At 63.4% G+C, this 14,978-nt stretch carries 16 protein-coding genes; 13 read left to right on the top strand and 3 right to left on the bottom strand.

Annotation, left to right across the window (positions count from 1 at the left end):
• Position 1: 1 nt before the first annotated feature.
• The 6 genes from IFU31_RS14440 (at position 2) to IFU31_RS14415 (ending at position 4,871) form a co-directional block, all read left to right on the top strand.
• Positions 2–592 carry an amino acid synthesis family protein gene (locus tag IFU31_RS14440; RefSeq protein ID WP_192055351.1) on the top strand — a complete coding sequence of 197 codons (591 nt, stop codon included), beginning with the start codon at positions 2–4 and terminating at the stop codon, positions 590–592.
• A 23-nt stretch (positions 593–615) separates the two neighbouring features.
• Positions 616–1,449 (top strand): alpha/beta fold hydrolase, encoded by an 834-nt coding sequence (locus IFU31_RS14435; protein WP_192103398.1) that lies wholly within the window; start codon positions 616–618, stop codon positions 1,447–1,449.
• Positions 1,446–2,927 (top strand): aldehyde dehydrogenase, encoded by a 1,482-nt coding sequence (locus IFU31_RS14430; RefSeq protein WP_122477694.1) that lies wholly within the window; start codon positions 1,446–1,448, stop codon positions 2,925–2,927. Before IFU31_RS14435 ends, IFU31_RS14430 begins: the two co-directional genes overlap by 4 nt.
• Before the next feature lie 11 nt (positions 2,928–2,938).
• Positions 2,939–3,424 (top strand): flavin reductase family protein, encoded by a 486-nt coding sequence (locus IFU31_RS14425; protein WP_185793181.1) that lies wholly within the window; start codon positions 2,939–2,941, stop codon positions 3,422–3,424.
• Positions 3,425–3,549: 125 nt separating this feature from the next.
• A complete protein-coding gene (locus tag IFU31_RS14420) occupies positions 3,550–4,302 on the top strand; it encodes a GntR family transcriptional regulator (RefSeq protein ID WP_122477690.1) in 753 nt (250 codons plus the stop codon).
• 5 nt (positions 4,303–4,307) lie between these two features.
• A complete protein-coding gene (locus IFU31_RS14415; RefSeq protein WP_192055357.1) occupies positions 4,308–4,871 on the top strand; it encodes an NUDIX hydrolase in 564 nt (187 codons plus the stop codon).
• Here the strand turns inward: IFU31_RS14415 and IFU31_RS14410 are convergent.
• On the bottom strand, positions 4,868–5,170 hold the full coding sequence (locus IFU31_RS14410; RefSeq protein WP_122477686.1) for a DUF1330 domain-containing protein: 303 nt from the start codon (positions 5,168–5,170) through the stop codon (positions 4,868–4,870). The genes IFU31_RS14415 and IFU31_RS14410 overlap by 4 nt on opposite strands.
• An 88-nt stretch (positions 5,171–5,258) precedes the next feature.
• On the opposite strand from IFU31_RS14410, the gene ribBA reads away from it, so the two are divergent.
• The 5 genes from ribBA (at position 5,259) to IFU31_RS14385 (ending at position 10,431) form a co-directional block, all read left to right on the top strand.
• A complete protein-coding gene (gene ribBA / locus IFU31_RS14405) occupies positions 5,259–6,407 on the top strand; it encodes a bifunctional 3,4-dihydroxy-2-butanone-4-phosphate synthase/GTP cyclohydrolase II (RefSeq protein WP_122477684.1) in 1,149 nt (382 codons plus the stop codon).
• A 95-nt stretch (positions 6,408–6,502) separates the two neighbouring features.
• Complete coding sequence (locus IFU31_RS14400; RefSeq protein WP_122477683.1) at positions 6,503–7,528, top strand: ABC transporter substrate-binding protein; 1,026 nt, start codon at positions 6,503–6,505, stop codon at positions 7,526–7,528.
• Positions 7,513–8,451, top strand: a complete 939-nt coding sequence (locus tag IFU31_RS14395) for an ABC transporter permease (protein ID WP_122477681.1) — start codon at positions 7,513–7,515, stop codon at positions 8,449–8,451. The genes IFU31_RS14400 and IFU31_RS14395 overlap by 16 nt, the downstream gene beginning before the upstream one ends.
• A 6-nt stretch (positions 8,452–8,457) precedes the next feature.
• Complete coding sequence (locus IFU31_RS14390) at positions 8,458–9,267, top strand: ABC transporter permease (protein WP_122477679.1); 810 nt, start codon at positions 8,458–8,460, stop codon at positions 9,265–9,267.
• 9 nt (positions 9,268–9,276) lie between these two features.
• Positions 9,277–10,431 (top strand): ABC transporter ATP-binding protein, encoded by a 1,155-nt coding sequence (locus tag IFU31_RS14385; RefSeq protein WP_192055362.1) that lies wholly within the window; start codon positions 9,277–9,279, stop codon positions 10,429–10,431.
• Positions 10,432–10,516: 85 nt separating this feature from the next.
• Here IFU31_RS14385 and IFU31_RS14380 read toward each other — a convergent pair whose 3' ends face one another.
• Positions 10,517–11,920 (bottom strand): purine-cytosine permease family protein, encoded by a 1,404-nt coding sequence (locus IFU31_RS14380; RefSeq protein ID WP_192059734.1) that lies wholly within the window; start codon positions 11,918–11,920, stop codon positions 10,517–10,519.
• Between the two features lie 236 nt (positions 11,921–12,156).
• Here IFU31_RS14380 and IFU31_RS14375 point away from each other — a divergent pair, with 236 nt between their 5' ends.
• Together IFU31_RS14375 and IFU31_RS14370 are read left to right on the top strand one after the other, a co-directional pair.
• Positions 12,157–12,642, top strand: a complete 486-nt coding sequence (locus IFU31_RS14375) for a flavin reductase family protein (protein WP_122477673.1) — start codon at positions 12,157–12,159, stop codon at positions 12,640–12,642.
• Positions 12,643–12,714: 72 nt separating this feature from the next.
• Positions 12,715–13,752: an LLM class flavin-dependent oxidoreductase gene (locus IFU31_RS14370; RefSeq protein ID WP_192103396.1), complete on the top strand. Its 1,038-nt coding sequence runs from the start codon at positions 12,715–12,717 to the stop codon at positions 13,750–13,752.
• 108 nt (positions 13,753–13,860) lie between these two features.
• Here IFU31_RS14370 and IFU31_RS14365 read toward each other — a convergent pair whose 3' ends face one another.
• On the bottom strand, positions 13,861–14,940 hold the full coding sequence (locus IFU31_RS14365) for an NAD(P)H-dependent flavin oxidoreductase (protein ID WP_192103394.1): 1,080 nt from the start codon (positions 14,938–14,940) through the stop codon (positions 13,861–13,863).
• Between the last annotated feature and the right edge of the window lie 38 nt (positions 14,941–14,978).

Genomic DNA, 14,978 nt, shown 5'->3' with positions numbered 1-14,978 from the left:
CATGAGCTTCGAGATCCGCAAAATCGTCACTTACTCCGAAGAGACCCTCATCGAAGGCGGCAAGGCCACCGACAGTCCCGTGACCATGGTTGGCCTCGCGGTGGTCATGAAGAACCCGTGGCTGGGCCGCGGCTTCGTCGATGACCTGAAACCCGAGATCAAGGCCAACTGTTCGGACCTCGGAGCCCTGATGGTCGAGCGCCTGGTGGCCAGCATCGGCGGCGCGGACAAGATCGAGGCCTACGGCAAGGCGGCGGTGGTGGGTGCCGACGGCGAAATCGAGCACGCTTCGGCCGTCATCCACACCCTGCGCTTCGGCAACCATTACCGTGAAGCGGTGCAAGCCAAGAGCTACCTGAGCTTCACCAACAAGCGCGGCGGCCCTGGCACCTCGATCCAGATCCCGATGATGCACAAGGACGACGAAGGCCTGCGCTCCCACTACGTCACCCTGGAAATGCAGATCGAGGATTCGCCGCGCGCCGACGAGATCGTCGTCGTCCTGGGCTGCGCCAACGGCGGGCGCCTGCACCCGCGGATCGGCAACCGTTACATCGACCTGGAAGAGCTGGCTGCCGAAAAGGCCCAGTGACCCACTTGACTCAGGAGCGCTCCATGATTCGGCTTACCGCTGAACGCACTGCGGCCGGTACCAGTTACCTGGCCGCGGGTGACGGCCCGCCCGTGGTGTTCATCCATGGAGTGGGCTTGAACAAGGAAATGTGGGGAGGCCAGTTCGTCGGGCTGCTGCCGCACTATCAGGTTATCGCCTACGACATGCTCGGGCATGGCGCCAGTGCGTTGCCTGCGCCAGGCACGGCGTTGCTCGGTTATGCCGACCAATTGCTCGAACTGCTGGACCACTTGCAGGTGCCCGCAGCGACGGTCATCGGTTTTTCCATGGGCGGGCTGGTGGCACGGGCGTTCGCCCTGCACTACCCCGAACGCCTGCAGGCCCTGGTGGTGCTCAACAGCGTGTTCAACCGCAGCGCCGAACAGCGCGCCGGGGTGATAGCGCGCACCGGGCAGGCTGCCGAGCATGGCCCGAACGCGAACGCCGAGGCGGCGTTGTCGCGCTGGTTCAGCCGCGAGTATCAGGCGGCCAACCCGGCGCAGATCGCCGCGCTGCGCGAGACCCTGGCCAGCAATGATCCTCAGGGCTACTTGACCACCTATGAGCTGTTCGCCACCCAGGACATGTACCGCGCCGATGACCTCGGCAGCATCGCGGCGCCGGCGCTGATCGCCACGGGTGAGCTCGACCCGGGCTCCACGCCACAGATGGCCCGGGAAATGGCCGAGCGCATTCCCCACGCCGAGGTAGCGATACTCCACGAGCAAAGGCATATGATGCCGGTGGAATCACCCCGGCTGGTCAACCAGATGTTGTTGGATTTTCTCACCCGGGCCCAGCGCCTGGACAACCAGGCACAGGGGATCGTCGCATGACCCTTTCACGCTTTCAGATGTGCATCGACGGCCAGTGGGTCGATGCGCTGTCCGGCAAGACCTTCGAGAGTCACAACCCGGCCCTGGCCCAACCCTGGGCGCTGTTGCCCGACGCCGACGAGGCCGACGTCGACCGCGCCGTGCAGGCCGCACAGCGGGCGTTCGAGGCGCCGGCATGGCGCGGGCTTACCGCCACCGCCCGGGGCAAGCTGCTGCGCCGACTGGGCGACCTGATCGGCGAGAACAAGGAAGCGCTGGCTCAGCTCGAAAGCCGTGACAACGGCAAGCTGATCCGCGAAACCCGCGGCCAGGTGGGCTACCTGCCCGAATTTTTCCACTACACCGCAGGCCTGGCAGACAAGCTGGAGGGCGGCACACTGCCGCTCGACAAGCCTGACCTGTTCGCCTACACGGTGCACGAACCGATCGGCGTGGTGGCCGGGATCATTCCCTGGAACAGCCCGCTGTACCTGACGGCGATCAAGCTGGCGCCGGCCCTGGCGGCCGGCAACACCATCGTTCTCAAGCCCTCAGAGCATGCCAGCGCCACCTTGCTGGAATTGGCGCGCCTGGCTCTGGAAGCCGGCATTCCGCCGGGCGTGGTCAACGTCGTCACCGGCTACGGCCCGAGCACCGGCGCTGCCCTCACCCGCCACCCGTTGGTGCGCAAGATCGCCTTCACCGGCGGTGCCGCCACCGCGCGCCATGTGGTACGCAGCAGCGCCGAAAACTTCGCCAAGCTGTCCCTGGAGCTGGGCGGCAAGTCGCCGAACATCATTTTCGCCGATGCCGACCTGGACAGCGCCATCAACGGCGTGGTGGCCGGCATCTACGCCGCCTCGGGGCAGAGCTGCGTGGCCGGCTCGCGCCTGCTGGTGCAGGACGAGATCTACGACGAGTTCGTCGAGCGTCTGGTCGAGCGCGCCAAGCGCATCAAGATCGGCAACCCCCAGGACGAAGCCAGCGAAATGGGCCCTATGGCCACCGCCCAGCAATTGGCCGTGGTCGAAAGCCTGGTCGCGCAGGCGCTGGAAGAAGGCGCTACCCTGCGCATGGGCGGTCAGCGCGCACAGACCGACAGCGACGGTTGGTACTACCAGCCGACCCTGTTCGAATGCGACAACCACTCCATGAAGATCATGCAGGAGGAAGTCTTCGGTCCGGTGGCGTCGGTCATCCGCTTCTCCACCGAAGCAGAAGCGCTGGCCATGGCCAACGACTCCCAGTTCGGCCTCGCCGCCGGCATCTGGACCCGCGATCTGGGCCGTGCCCACCGCCTGGCCCGTGACGTGCGTTCCGGTATCATCTGGGTCAACACCTACCGCGCGGTATCGGCCATGGCGCCGATCGGCGGCTTCAAGAACAGTGGCTATGGCCGCGAGAGCGGCATCGATTCGGTGCTGGCCTACACAGAACTCAAGACGGTATGGATCAACCTGTCCCAGGCCCCCATGCCCGACCCATTCGTGATGCGTTGAGGTAATTTGAAATGATCGAACCCGGCATCTACAAAGAAGTGATGGCTTCGTTCCCATCCGGCGTGACGGTGGTTACCACGCTGGACCCGGAAGGCGGCATCGTCGGCATCACCGCCAGTGCATTCAGTGCGCTGTCGATCGACCCGGCGCTGGTATTGTTCTGCCCCAACTACGAGTCGGACACCTACCCTATCCTGCGTGACAGCAAGCGCTTCGCGATTCACTTGCTGTCCGCAGACCAGCAGGCGGAAGCCTACGCCTTTGCCAGCAAGGGCAAGGACAAGGCGCGGGCCATCGCCTGGCACCTCAGCGAGCTGGGCAACCCGCTGCTGGAGAAAGCCACGGCCATCATCGAGTGCGAACTGTGGCGCGAGTACGACGGTGGCGATCACGCGATCATCGTCGGTGCAGTGAAGAACCTGATCCTGCCCAGCGAGCCGTTGACGCCCATGCTTTACCACCGCGGCAAACTGGGCGCATTGCCGACCCTGGGATGATCGACCTGCGCTGACCCACCAGGCCGGCCGCACCTGGGCACCTGGCCTGTCGCCGTTGGGCAGCAAGGTCGGGTGGCGTGCTAGACTCGCCGCTGTTTTTTTGCCTTTTCAACAGAGCGGACCCGATGAAACGCCTGCCCCTCGACGACAGCTTCAAGGTCAATCGCAACCCCGTCACCCTGCGCGAAATCGTGCTCGACAAGTTGCGCAGCGCCATCATGAACTTCCAGCTCCTGCCGGGCGATCGCCTGGTCGAGCGTGATCTGTGCGAGCGCCTGGGCGTGAGCCGTACCTCGGTGCGCGAGGCGCTGCGACACCTGGAATCCGAAGGGCTGGTGGAATTCGCCGACGCCAAGGGTCCACGCGTGGCCATCATCACCCTGGAAGACGCTCGCGACATCTATGAGCTGCGTTGCGTGCTCGAAGGCCTGATCGTCCAGCTGTTCACCCTCAATGCCAAGGCCCGGGACATCCGCGCCCTGGAAAAAGCGTTGGCGGTCAACCGCAAGGCGCTCGAAGAGCGTGCATTGTCCGACGTCCTGAGCTCGGTCCAGGGTTTCTACGACGTGCTCTTCGAAGGCTCGGGCAATCAGGTCGCCGCTACCCAGTTGCGCCAGTTGCAGGCCCGCATCAGCTACCTGCGCGCCACCTCGGTGTCGCAGGAAAACCGCCGCGGCGTCAGTAGCGACGAAATGGAACGCATCGTCACCGCGATCAAGAGCGGCGATCCGATGGCGGCGCACCAGGCGTCCGTCGATCACGTCCGCGCCGCTGCGAAGGTGGCCCTGGAATCATTGCGTCAGCAGCGCAACGACGATCACAAGGTGCGCGACATCGCCGCGCCCATAGCCCTCAACGAACCGCGCATCGGACGCTGACCGCCATGGCCACTCCACGGTTTTGCCCCCAATGCGGTGCCTGCGGCCTGAGCCTCGGAATCCCTGCGGGCGATACCCATGAGCGGACCTTTTGCTCCGGTTGCGGCCACATCCATTACGTCAATCCGAAGGTCATCACCGGCTGCATCGTCGAAACCGACGGCAAGTACCTGCTGTGCCAGCGCGCGATCCCGCCGCGCCCCGGCACCTGGACGCTGCCCGCAGGCTTCATGGAAAGCGGAGAAACCACCGAGGAAGGCGCCCTGCGCGAGCTGTGGGAAGAAGCCGGAGTGCGCGCCGAAATCCTCTCGCCGTACTCGATCTTCAGCGTCCCGCGGATCAGCGAGGTGTACATCATCTTTCGCGCGATGGCCCTGGAGATCACCGACGAGTTCGGCCCGGAAACTGCCGCACGGCAGTTCTTCGCGCCGCAGGACATTCCCTGGGACAGTATCTACTACCCCGCCATCCGGCAGATCCTGGAGCGCTACATCCAGGAGCGTGCGACCGGTACCTACGGCATCTACATGGGCAACGACGATACCGGCCGCATCCACTTCATGCGCTAGCCGGCGACCGCCTCGCAACCTTCGACGATAATAACCTCGGCCTTCGCGGCGCCCGCACGCAGGGCGGCTGCTTCCTGGTATTCCCTGGACTCGTAACAGGCTTGCGCCTGGGCGTACGAATCGAACTCGATCACCACGCTGCGCTGCGGCGTGGCCCTGCCTTCCATGGCTTGCGAACGCCCCCCACGGGCCAGCAGGCGCCCCCCGAACTGGGCGAAAACCGCCGGCGCGCGCTGGGTGTAAAGCACGTACTGCGCAGGATCGGTAACGTCTACATGAGCAATCCAATAAGCCTTCATTTTCACCTCGACAGGGGGTAATGTACGTATTATGGTATACCACGATTAGGCCAGTTATCCCAGACCAGTCATCCCAGAGAGTGCAGGCATGGCGTTCAACAGCATCGAAGAAATCATCGAGGACTTTCGTCAAGGCAAGATGGTCTTGCTGGTGGACGACGAAGACCGCGAAAACGAAGGTGACCTGCTGCTCGCCGCCGACTGCTGCACGGCCGAGGCCATCAGTTTCATGGCCCGCGAAGCACGCGGATTGATCTGCCTCACCCTCACCGAGGAACGCTGCCAGCGGCTGGGGCTGGAGCAGATGGTACCCAGCAACGGCAGCGGGTTCGGCACCGCGTTCACGGTTTCCATCGAAGCCGCCAGCGGGGTCACCACCGGTATCTCCGCCGCCGATCGGGCGCGCACCGTTGCCGCCGCAGTAGCGCCTCAGGCGGTTGCCGCGGACCTGGTGCAACCGGGCCACATCTTTCCCCTGCGCGCCCGCGAAGGTGGTGTGCTGACCCGCGCCGGGCATACCGAAGCCGGCTGCGACCTGGCGCGGCTGGCCGGCTTCACCCCTGCCGCGGTGATCGTCGAAGTCATGAAAGACGACGGCACCATGGCGCGTCGTCCGGACCTGGAGCTGTTCGCTGCCCGTCACGGCATCAAGATCGGCAGCATCGCCGACCTCATCCACTACCGCTTGAGCACCGAGCACACGGTGACGCGCATGGGCGAGCGCGAGCTGCCTACCGTGCACGGCACGTTCCGCCTGGTCAGCTATGAAGACCGCATCCAGGGCGGCGTGCACATGGCCATGGTCATGGGCGACATCCGCCGCGAAGATCCGACTCTGGTGCGGGTCCACGTCATCGACCCGCTGCGCGACCTGGTCGGCGCCGAGTACACGGGTCCCGCCAACTGGACGCTGTGGGCGGCGCTGCAGAAAGTCGCCGAGCACGGTGCGGGCGTGGTGGTGGTGCTGGCCAATCACGAGTCTTCCCAGGCCCTGCTCGAGCGGGTACCGCACCTGACCCAGCCGGTGCGCCCTTATTCGCGTACGCAGACACGCATCTACTCGGAAGTCGGTACCGGCGCGCAGATCCTGCAAGACCTGGGCGTCGGAAAACTGCGTCACCTGGGCCCGCCGCTCAAGTACGCAGGTCTCACGGGCTACGACCTCGAAGTGGTCGAAAGCATCGCATTCCAGGCACCCGGACCGGATGCATCCGCCATGGACGGCAACGGCATCTGAAACAAACGATCGTCCAGGTCGCCACGACCTGACTGCTCCCGATACGCGGGTGTGGAAACAGCCCGCTCAAACAATGACAAATGAGGGCGTACAAGATGGTATTCAAAAAACGTGCGATAGCGGCGTTGGCCGCAGCGACCCTGGCGTTCACGGCAGGCACTGCCGTGGCAGCCGAGACGCTGAGCTTCGTCAGCTGGGGCGGCACCACCCAGGACGCGCAGAAGTCGTCGTGGGCCGATCCGTTCAGCAAGAGCAGCGGCACCGCGGTGGTCATGGATGGACCCACCGACTACGGCAAGCTCAAGGCCATGGTCGAGAGCGGCAACGTGCAGTGGGACGTGGTCGACGTGGAAGCCGATTTTGCCTTGCGTGCGGCCAGCGAAGGCCTGCTCGAACCCATGGACTTCAAGGTCATCGACCGCACCAAGCTGGACCCGCGCTTCGTCTCCGACTACGGCGTGGGCTCGTTCTACTTCTCATTCGTGCTGGGCTTCAACGAAGGCAAGGTCGGCGCCGGCAAACCCCAGGATTGGACTGCACTGTTCGACACCAAGGCCTATCCCGGCAAACGCGCACTGTACAAGTGGCCCAGCCCAGGCGTGTTGGAGATCGCCCTGCTGGCCGACGGCGTCGCTGCCGACAAGCTCTATCCACTGGACCTCGACCGCGCTTTCAAGAAGCTCGATTCGATCAAGAAGGACATCGTCTGGTGGGGCGGCGGCGCCCAGTCCCAGCAGCTGCTGGCCTCGGGCGAAGTCACCATGGGTCAGTTCTGGAACGGTCGGGTCTACGCCCTGCAACAGGATGGCGCTCCGGTGGGCGTGAGCTGGAAGCAGAACCTGGCGATGGCCGACTTCCTGGTCGTGCCCAAGGGGTCGAAAAACAAGGAGGCAGCCATGCGCTTCGTGGCCAACGCCACCGGTGCCAAGGGCCAGGCCGATTTCTCCAATCTGACGGCCTACGCCCCGGTCAACACTGAAAGCGTGCAGCGCCTGGACTCGGTTCTGGCGCCCAACCTGTCGACCGCGCACGTTGACGACCAGATCACTCTGGACTTCGCCTACTGGGCCAAGAATGGCCCCTCTATCGCGACACGGTGGAACGAATGGCTGGTCAAGTGAAGCTGTCCTCGCCCTCCGCCCTCGGCAGCACCGGGGGCGCCGCCGGCGGCCCTGGTGCGCTGCGTGCCGCCCAGCCGCGCCCGAGCCTGATCCAGCGCTGGCGCGGGTCGAGCAACCTGATCCCGGCGCTGGTGTTCCTCGGCCTGTTCTTCTTCGCCCCGCTCATTGGCCTGCTGCTGCGCGGCGTGCTGGAGCCGACACCGGGGCTGGACAACTACCGCGAACTGTTCGCCAACTCGGCGTATGCGCGGGTGTTGTTCAACACCTTTTCGGTGGCCGGGCTGGTGACTCTGTTCAGCGTATTGCTGGGCTTTCCACTGGCTTGGGTGATCACCCTGGTGCCACGCGGCTGGGGCCGCTGGATCTTCAGCATCGTGCTGCTGTCGATGTGGACCAGCCTGCTGGCGCGCACCTACTCCTGGCTGGTGCTGCTGCAGGCGTCGGGGGTGGTCAACAAGTTGCTCATGGCCCTGGGCATCATCGACCAGCCATTGGAGATGGTGCACAACCTGACCGGGGTGGTGATCGGCATGAGCTACATCATGATTCCGTTCATCGTTCTGCCGCTGCAGGCCACCATGCAGGCCATCGACCCGATGGTGCTGCAGGCCGGCGCCATCTGCGGCGCCAGTCCGTGGACCAACTTCTTCCGGGTATTCCTGCCGCTGTGCCGCTCGGGACTGTTCTCCGGTGCCTTGATGGTGTTCGTCATGTCGCTGGGCTATTACGTGACTCCGGCGCTGTTGGGTGGCGCGCAGAACATGATGCTGCCCGAGTTCATCGTGCAACAGGTGCAATCCTTCCTCAACTGGGGTCTGGCGAGCGCTGCTGCCGCACTGTTGGTGCTGATCACCCTGGTGCTGTTCTATTTCTATCTGAAGCTGCAACCGGAATCCCCGGTCGGCTCCAGCAATTCGAGGTAAGTCATCATGCTTCTTACCCCCAATGCCATGAGTCGACGCCTGCGCGTGGGCCTGTACCTCACCACGGGGTCGATCGGCCTGTTCCTGCTGTTGCCGATCGTCTTCATCGTGCTGCTGTCGTTCGGCTCATCCCAGTGGCTGGTGTTTCCGCCACCGGGCTGGACCACCAAGTGGTACCTGCAATTCTTCGCCAACCCGGAGTGGATGGCGGCGGCCTGGTCGAGCTTGAAAGTCGCTGCACTGACCACCGTGTTCGCGGTACTGCTGGGCCTGCCGACGGCCTTCGCGCTGGTGCGCGGCAAGTTTCCGGGCCGCGAGTTGCTCTATGCCTTGTTCACCCTGCCGATGATCGTGCCGGTGGTGATCATCGCGGTGGCCGTGTATGCGCTGTTCCTCAAGCTGGGCTACACCGGCACGGTGTTCTCGTTCGTGGTCAGCCACGTGATCGTCGCCCTGCCCTTCACCATCATTTCGATCATCAACTCGCTGAAGCTGTTCGACCAGTCAATCGAGGACGCTGCGGTGATCTGTGGTGCGTCGCGCCTGCAGGCAATCTTCAAGGTGACGTTCCCGGCCATTCGTCCGGGCATGGTCGCCGGCGGCCTGTTCGCGTTCCTGGTTTCCTGGGATGAAGTGGTCCTCAGCGTGATGATGGCCAGCCCCACCCTGCAGACTCTTCCCGTGAAAATGTGGACCACCCTGCGCCAGGACCTGACGCCGGTGATCGCCGTCGCCTCGACGCTGCTGATCGCCCTGTCGGTGCTGGTCATGGTGGCTGCCGAAATCATTCGTCGCCGTAACCCCGTCAACGCCTAGGAGCTGGACATGAGTGCTGTGATCAAACAACAGGCCGTGCAGGCCGGCGACACCCTGGTCAGCCTCCGCGGCCTGAACCGTCATTACGGCGACTTCGCTGCGGTCGACAATATCGACCTGGACATCAAGAACGGCGAGTTCCTGACCTTCCTCGGTTCCAGTGGCTCGGGCAAGAGCACCACCCTGTCGATGCTGGCAGGCTTCGAGACACCCAGTTCCGGCGAGATCCTGGTCAGCGGCCAGTCGCTGGTCAACGTGCCGCCGCACAAGCGCGGTATCGGCATGGTGTTCCAGCGTTATTCGCTGTTTCCGCACCTGTCGGTGCGCGACAACATTGCCTTCCCCCTGGACATCCGCAAGCTGGGCCGCGCCGAGCGTGATCGCAAGGTCGACGCAATGCTCAAGCTGGTGCAGCTCGAGGCCTTCGCACACCGTCGCCCTTCGCAGCTGTCCGGTGGCCAGCAGCAGCGCGTTGCCATCGCTCGCGCCCTGGTCTACGAGCCGCGCATTCTGCTCATGGACGAGCCGTTGGGCGCACTGGACAAGAAGCTGCGCGAAGACCTGCAGGATGAGCTGCGCCAGCTGCACCGGCGCCTGGGCATCACCATCGTCTACGTGACCCACGACCAGGAAGAGGCCATGCGCCTGTCGCAGCGTATCGCGATTTTCAGCCACGGCAAGATTGTCGGGCTGGGCAGCGGCTACGACCTTTATCAGAACCCGCCCAATGCCTTCGTGGCCTCGTTTCTGGGCAACTCCAACTTCCTCAAGCTGACCACCACCAGCAACGGTTCCGGCAGCTTCGAAGGCGCCAGCCTGGGCATGCGCCTGACACCCGGCGCCAATACGGGCCAGCAGGTACTGCTGATGGTACGTCCCGAGAAAGCCCAGGCATTGAGCGCCGCGCAGGCTGCAGAGCAACCGCTGCTGCCGGGCTGGAACCAGATCGCCGCCACGGTCACCGAGACGCTGTTTCTCGGCGAGAGCCAGACCTGCAGCGTCGTGACCCAGGGTGGCACGCCGATGACGGTCAAGGCCTTGTCTGCAGCCGGCATGCCCTTGCAGGCCGGTGAGCAGGTCCAGGTGCGCTGGGCAGCGGCGGATGCCTGCGTGTACACCCAGTGGGAAGACGCTGACCTCAACAAGGCGGCTGGCGCGCACTGAGCCTGCAACGCGCCTTCTACCCCGCAACGCAAAAGGCCCCGAGTGATCGGGGCCTTTTTGCAGGTGCTGTTTCTGTCGGTTCGAACTACTTGGCGTATCCGGCGCGTACCCGCTCTGCGCGCTGTTGCTTGCGCGTGGCCAGGCAGTAGAACAGTGGGCAGGTCACCACGATGCCGACCAGCCAGGAGAGGTCGGCACCTTCGACCAGGTGGGCGTAGGGGCCGACATACAAGGCGGTGTTGGCGAACGGCAGCTGCACGGCAATGCCACAGGCGTAGGCGATGATCGCGTGCCAGTTGAAGCGCCCGTACTGCCCGCCGTCGGCGGCGAAGATCGACTCGATGTCGTAGTTGCCGTATTTGATCAGGTAGAAGTCGATCAGGTTGATGGACGCCCAGGGCACCAACACCAGCAGCAGTGCCAGGATCAAGCCGATGAAGTCCTGGATGAAGTCACCCGAGGCGCCCACCGCCACCAGACAGCAGCCACTCAACACCAGCGCCGACAGCACGATGCGTACTTTCACGCTGGGCGTCCAGTGGGCCACGAACGTCTGCACGGCGGTGACGATGGCCAGGACCGCGCCGTACAGGTTCAGGGCGTTGTGGCTGATGATGTTGAGCAGGAACAGCAGCATCAGCAGCGGGCCCAGCGCCCCGGTGGCCTGCGCCACAGCAGTCATCGCTTCGGTGCCCGGCGGCGTTGCGAGCACCACCACCGCGCCGAAACTGAACGACAGGATGGTCCCCAGGGTGGCACCGGCATAGGTGGCCCAGAACGGTTTGGCGATGCCGATATCGGTCGGCAGATAGCGCGAGTAATCCGATACGTAGGGCGAAAAGCTGACCTGCCAGATCACTCCCAACGACACCGTGGCGATGAACCCCGCCAGGGTGAAGCCACCACGGGTAAGGAAGTCGACCGGCAACGGCTGGCTGAACACATAGGCGAATCCGGCGAGCAGTGCGCCGCCCATCACCCAGGTACCGATCTTGTTCAAGGTATGGATGAACCGGTAGCCCAGCACACCAATGGCGGTGGCGGCCAAGGCGCCGATCACGCTGCCTACGGGCAGGGAGATCGGCTCGACCATCGAGTGGATCGACTTGCCGGCCAGCACGATGTTGGAGATGAAGAAGCCGACATAGATCAATGCGGCGAAAAACACGATCAGCAGCGCGCCGAAGCGGCCGAACTGTCCGCGGCTCTGGACCATCTGCGGAATGCCCAGCCGCGGCCCCTGGGCCGAGGACAAGGCGATGACCAGCCCACCCAGGCAGTGCCCGAGCACGATGGCCAGCAACCCCCAGGCGAGGTTGAGGTTGAACACCTGTACCACCATGGCGCCGGTCACGATCGGCAGGGGCGCAATGTTGGTGCTGAACCACAGTGTGAACAGGTCCCGAGCCCGCCCATGGCGCTCGGTGGAAGGGACCTGCTCGACGGTGTAGCTCTCGATCAATGGGTCTTGCGATGTACGCTCGGACATAGTCTTTCACTCGAGTCTGTTGTTGTTCTTGTAGGAATCCGGATCGATGCAACGACCCGCTTCTGATAGACAGACCATATTACGGTATACCAAGAAAAGGCAAGTGGATCGCTCAGTCCCGCCACCCCAAGCCGTTGCCAGTTGTGTATCTGGCGACTGAAATTCAGGGTTGCACAAACATTTCTTTGGTATACCATCAGACCAACAAATATTCGAATAAACGAGAGGTGCCTTTGATGATCGATGCCGAAATCTACAAACAAGTCATGGGCTCGTTTCCCTCTGGCGTGACCGTGATCACCACGCTGGACGACGAAGGCCAACTGGTCGGCATGACCGCCAGTGCCTTCAGCTCGCTGTCGATCGATCCGGCCCTCGTGCTGTTCTGCCCCAACTACAAAGCCGACTCCTACCCCCACTTGATTCGCAGCAAGCGCTTCGCCATCCATCTGCTTTCCAGCGACCAGCAGGCCGAAGCCTACGCCTTCGCCAGCAAAGGCAAGAACAAGGCCGACGGGATCGAGTGGAGCATGAGCGCTCTGGGTAATCCGGTACTCAAGAATGCCATTGCGGTCATCGAGTGCGAACTGTGGCGCGAGTACGAGGGTGGTGACCACGCAATCATGGTTGGCGCGGTGAAGAATCTGCTGGTACCCAGCGCCCCGCAAAGCCCGCTGGTCTACTGCCGCGGCAAAATGGGCGCCCTTCCCGCTTTCGCCTGACACTCCCATACCCAGGCTGCGGCAAGCCCCCGGCCGGGACGAATCACCGCCAACAGATCCGAGGTAGGCAAGATGAAATTTTCGCTGTTCGTGCACATGGAGCGCTGGGACGACAAGACCAGCCACCGGCAACTGTTCGAAGACCTGACCGAACTGACCCTGATGGCCGAAAAAGGCGGGTTCAGCACGGTATGGATCGGCGAGCACCACGCCATGGAGTACACCATCTCCCCGAGCCCCATGCCGCTGCTGGCGTATCTGGCCGGCAAGACCACCACCATCCATCTGGGCGCCGGTACCATCATCGCGCCGTTCTGGCACCCGCTGCGTGTTGCAGGCGAATGCGCACTGCTGGATGTGATCAGCAACGGGCGCATGGAAGTCGGCCTGGCTCGCGGCGCCTACCAGGTCGAATTCGACCGCATGGCCGGTGGCATGCCGGCCAGCAGTGGCGGCAACGCCCTGCGCGAAATGGTGCCGGTGGTGCGTAAACTGTGGGAAGGCGACTACGCCCATGATGGCGAGATCTGGAAGTTTCCCACCTCCACCAGCGTGCCGAAGCCAGTCAAGACGCCGCCGATGTGGATCGCCGCGCGCGACCCCGACTCGCACAACTTCGCCGTCGCCAACGGCTGCAACGTCATGGTCACGCCGTTGATGAAGGGCGACGAGGAAGTGGTCGATCTCAAGAACAAGTTCGAAACGGCGTTGGCGAACAACCCTGACGTACCGCGGCCGCAACTGATGGTGCTGCGTCACACCCACGTTCACGCCAGTGACGACCCCGACGGCTGGAAGGTCGGCGCCACGGCGATCTCGCGCTTCTACCGCACCTTCGACGCCTGGTTCGGCAACAAGACCACCCCGGTCAACGGCTTCCTGGAACCCAGCCCGGAATCCAAGTTCGCCGAGCGCCCCGAGTTCGAACTGGAGAACATCCGCAAGAACACCATGATCGGCACGCCCGAACAAATCATCGCGCGCATCAAGTACTACCAGGAACTGGGCGTCGACGAGTTCAGCTTCTGGTGCGACAACAGCCTGCCCCATGCAGAAAAGAAGAAGTCGTTGGAGCTGTTCATCAATGAGGTAGTGCCGGCCTTTCGCTAGGCTTGGCAGCATGCAACGAAAGAACCGGGCACCTGCCCGGTTTTTTCATGGATGGCCAACGTGTTCAACGCGCGCAGGCTACCGGCGTCACTCTTGCCGACAACATCATCAGTGGCTGAATCGAGAGGCCGCCTGCATTTCTTCGACAAGGGCCTGAACGAGCCTTTGCGCAGGCAGCTCCCTGGCCAGCGGTGCGCCCTGACCCGCCCACTGGGCTGCAAAATCGTGGCATCCCTTGGCGCTGGCCGCGGCATGCAGGGCTTTGGCAACATCGTAGGCCAACGGATACTCGGCTGGCAGGGGAACGCTGTCGGTTCCGGACTCCAGGTACAGGCGATTCGGAATCCCGCGGGCCGGTCGGCCCGATACATAGCTGGTAACCCGTGTTTGACTCGCCTTCGCGCTTTTCAGCGCCTGCCGGTGCTCTGGGGTTGCACACGACTCCGGACACAAAATGAAAGCCGTTCCCAGCTGACAAGCACTTGCGCCGAGCATCATCGCTGCATTTATCCCGGCACCATCCATGATCCCGCCGGCGGCAATGACCGGCAGATCCACGGTTTCACCAATGATGCGCAACAACGCGAACAGGCCCATCTGCTGGTCTTGCCCGAACCCATCATCGAACACCCCACGATGCCCGCCGGCTTCGTACCCTTGCGCAATGATCGCCTGAACGCCTGCGCGCTCCAGCTGCTGTGCTTCGGCCAACGTCGTTGCGCAACCGATGACGCAGATACCCGCCGACTTGAGCTCATCGATCCACTGCACAGGCGGCGCGCCGAAATGAAAGCTGACGACCGACGGTTTTTCTTCGACGAGCATCTCGAGCATGGCTCGATCATCGACGAAGCTTTTGTAGATTTCTTTCAAGACCGGCGGAGGTGCAGCGTCGAACTCGGGAAAGAAACTTGAAAGATACTGCAGCCACGCATCGTTTCTGGCGTGGTCGAACGCAGCCGGGCGATGGCAGAACATGTTGACGTTGAAGGGCTTGTGGGTGAGCGCCCTGGTCTGCCGGATCAACTCACGCCCCTGCTCTGGCGTACTGGCCCCCAGACCGATGGAGCCCAATGCACCGGCATTGGAAACAGCTGCTGCCAATTGCGGCGTCGAGACACCTACCATGGGCGCTTGAACGATCGGATGCGTGATTCCCCATTCGGACAGCATGTCGGGTTTCGGCATTTCTCATCCCTCCTCTCGATTGGTCGTGCCGGTTAGCG

Origin of the sequence: Pseudomonas sp. CFBP 13602 (assembly GCF_014842725.1) — a bacterium.
GTDB lineage: Bacteria > Pseudomonadota > Gammaproteobacteria > Pseudomonadales > Pseudomonadaceae > Aquipseudomonas > Aquipseudomonas baltica.
Note: the sequence above shows the minus strand (reverse complement) of the source record. Positions and strands in the feature narration are given on the sequence as shown.

Coding starts and splice junctions, on each gene's coding strand:
- IFU31_RS14440 (WP_192055351.1), top strand. CDS start 2: ATGAGCTTCGAGATCCGCAAAATCGTCACTTACTCCGAAGAGACCCTC.
- IFU31_RS14435 (WP_192103398.1), top strand. CDS start 616: ATGATTCGGCTTACCGCTGAACGCACTGCGGCCGGTACCAGTTACCTG.
- IFU31_RS14430 (WP_122477694.1), top strand. CDS start 1,446: ATGACCCTTTCACGCTTTCAGATGTGCATCGACGGCCAGTGGGTCGAT.
- IFU31_RS14425 (WP_185793181.1), top strand. CDS start 2,939: ATGATCGAACCCGGCATCTACAAAGAAGTGATGGCTTCGTTCCCATCC.
- IFU31_RS14420 (WP_122477690.1), top strand. CDS start 3,550: ATGAAACGCCTGCCCCTCGACGACAGCTTCAAGGTCAATCGCAACCCC.
- IFU31_RS14415 (WP_192055357.1), top strand. CDS start 4,308: ATGGCCACTCCACGGTTTTGCCCCCAATGCGGTGCCTGCGGCCTGAGC.
- IFU31_RS14410 (WP_122477686.1), bottom strand. CDS start 5,170: ATGAAGGCTTATTGGATTGCTCATGTAGACGTTACCGATCCTGCGCAG.
- ribBA (WP_122477684.1), top strand. CDS start 5,259: ATGGCGTTCAACAGCATCGAAGAAATCATCGAGGACTTTCGTCAAGGC.
- IFU31_RS14400 (WP_122477683.1), top strand. CDS start 6,503: ATGGTATTCAAAAAACGTGCGATAGCGGCGTTGGCCGCAGCGACCCTG.
- IFU31_RS14395 (WP_122477681.1), top strand. CDS start 7,513: ATGGCTGGTCAAGTGAAGCTGTCCTCGCCCTCCGCCCTCGGCAGCACC.
- IFU31_RS14390 (WP_122477679.1), top strand. CDS start 8,458: ATGCTTCTTACCCCCAATGCCATGAGTCGACGCCTGCGCGTGGGCCTG.
- IFU31_RS14385 (WP_192055362.1), top strand. CDS start 9,277: ATGAGTGCTGTGATCAAACAACAGGCCGTGCAGGCCGGCGACACCCTG.
- IFU31_RS14380 (WP_192059734.1), bottom strand. CDS start 11,920: ATGTCCGAGCGTACATCGCAAGACCCATTGATCGAGAGCTACACCGTC.
- IFU31_RS14375 (WP_122477673.1), top strand. CDS start 12,157: ATGATCGATGCCGAAATCTACAAACAAGTCATGGGCTCGTTTCCCTCT.
- IFU31_RS14370 (WP_192103396.1), top strand. CDS start 12,715: ATGAAATTTTCGCTGTTCGTGCACATGGAGCGCTGGGACGACAAGACC.
- IFU31_RS14365 (WP_192103394.1), bottom strand. CDS start 14,940: ATGCCGAAACCCGACATGCTGTCCGAATGGGGAATCACGCATCCGATC.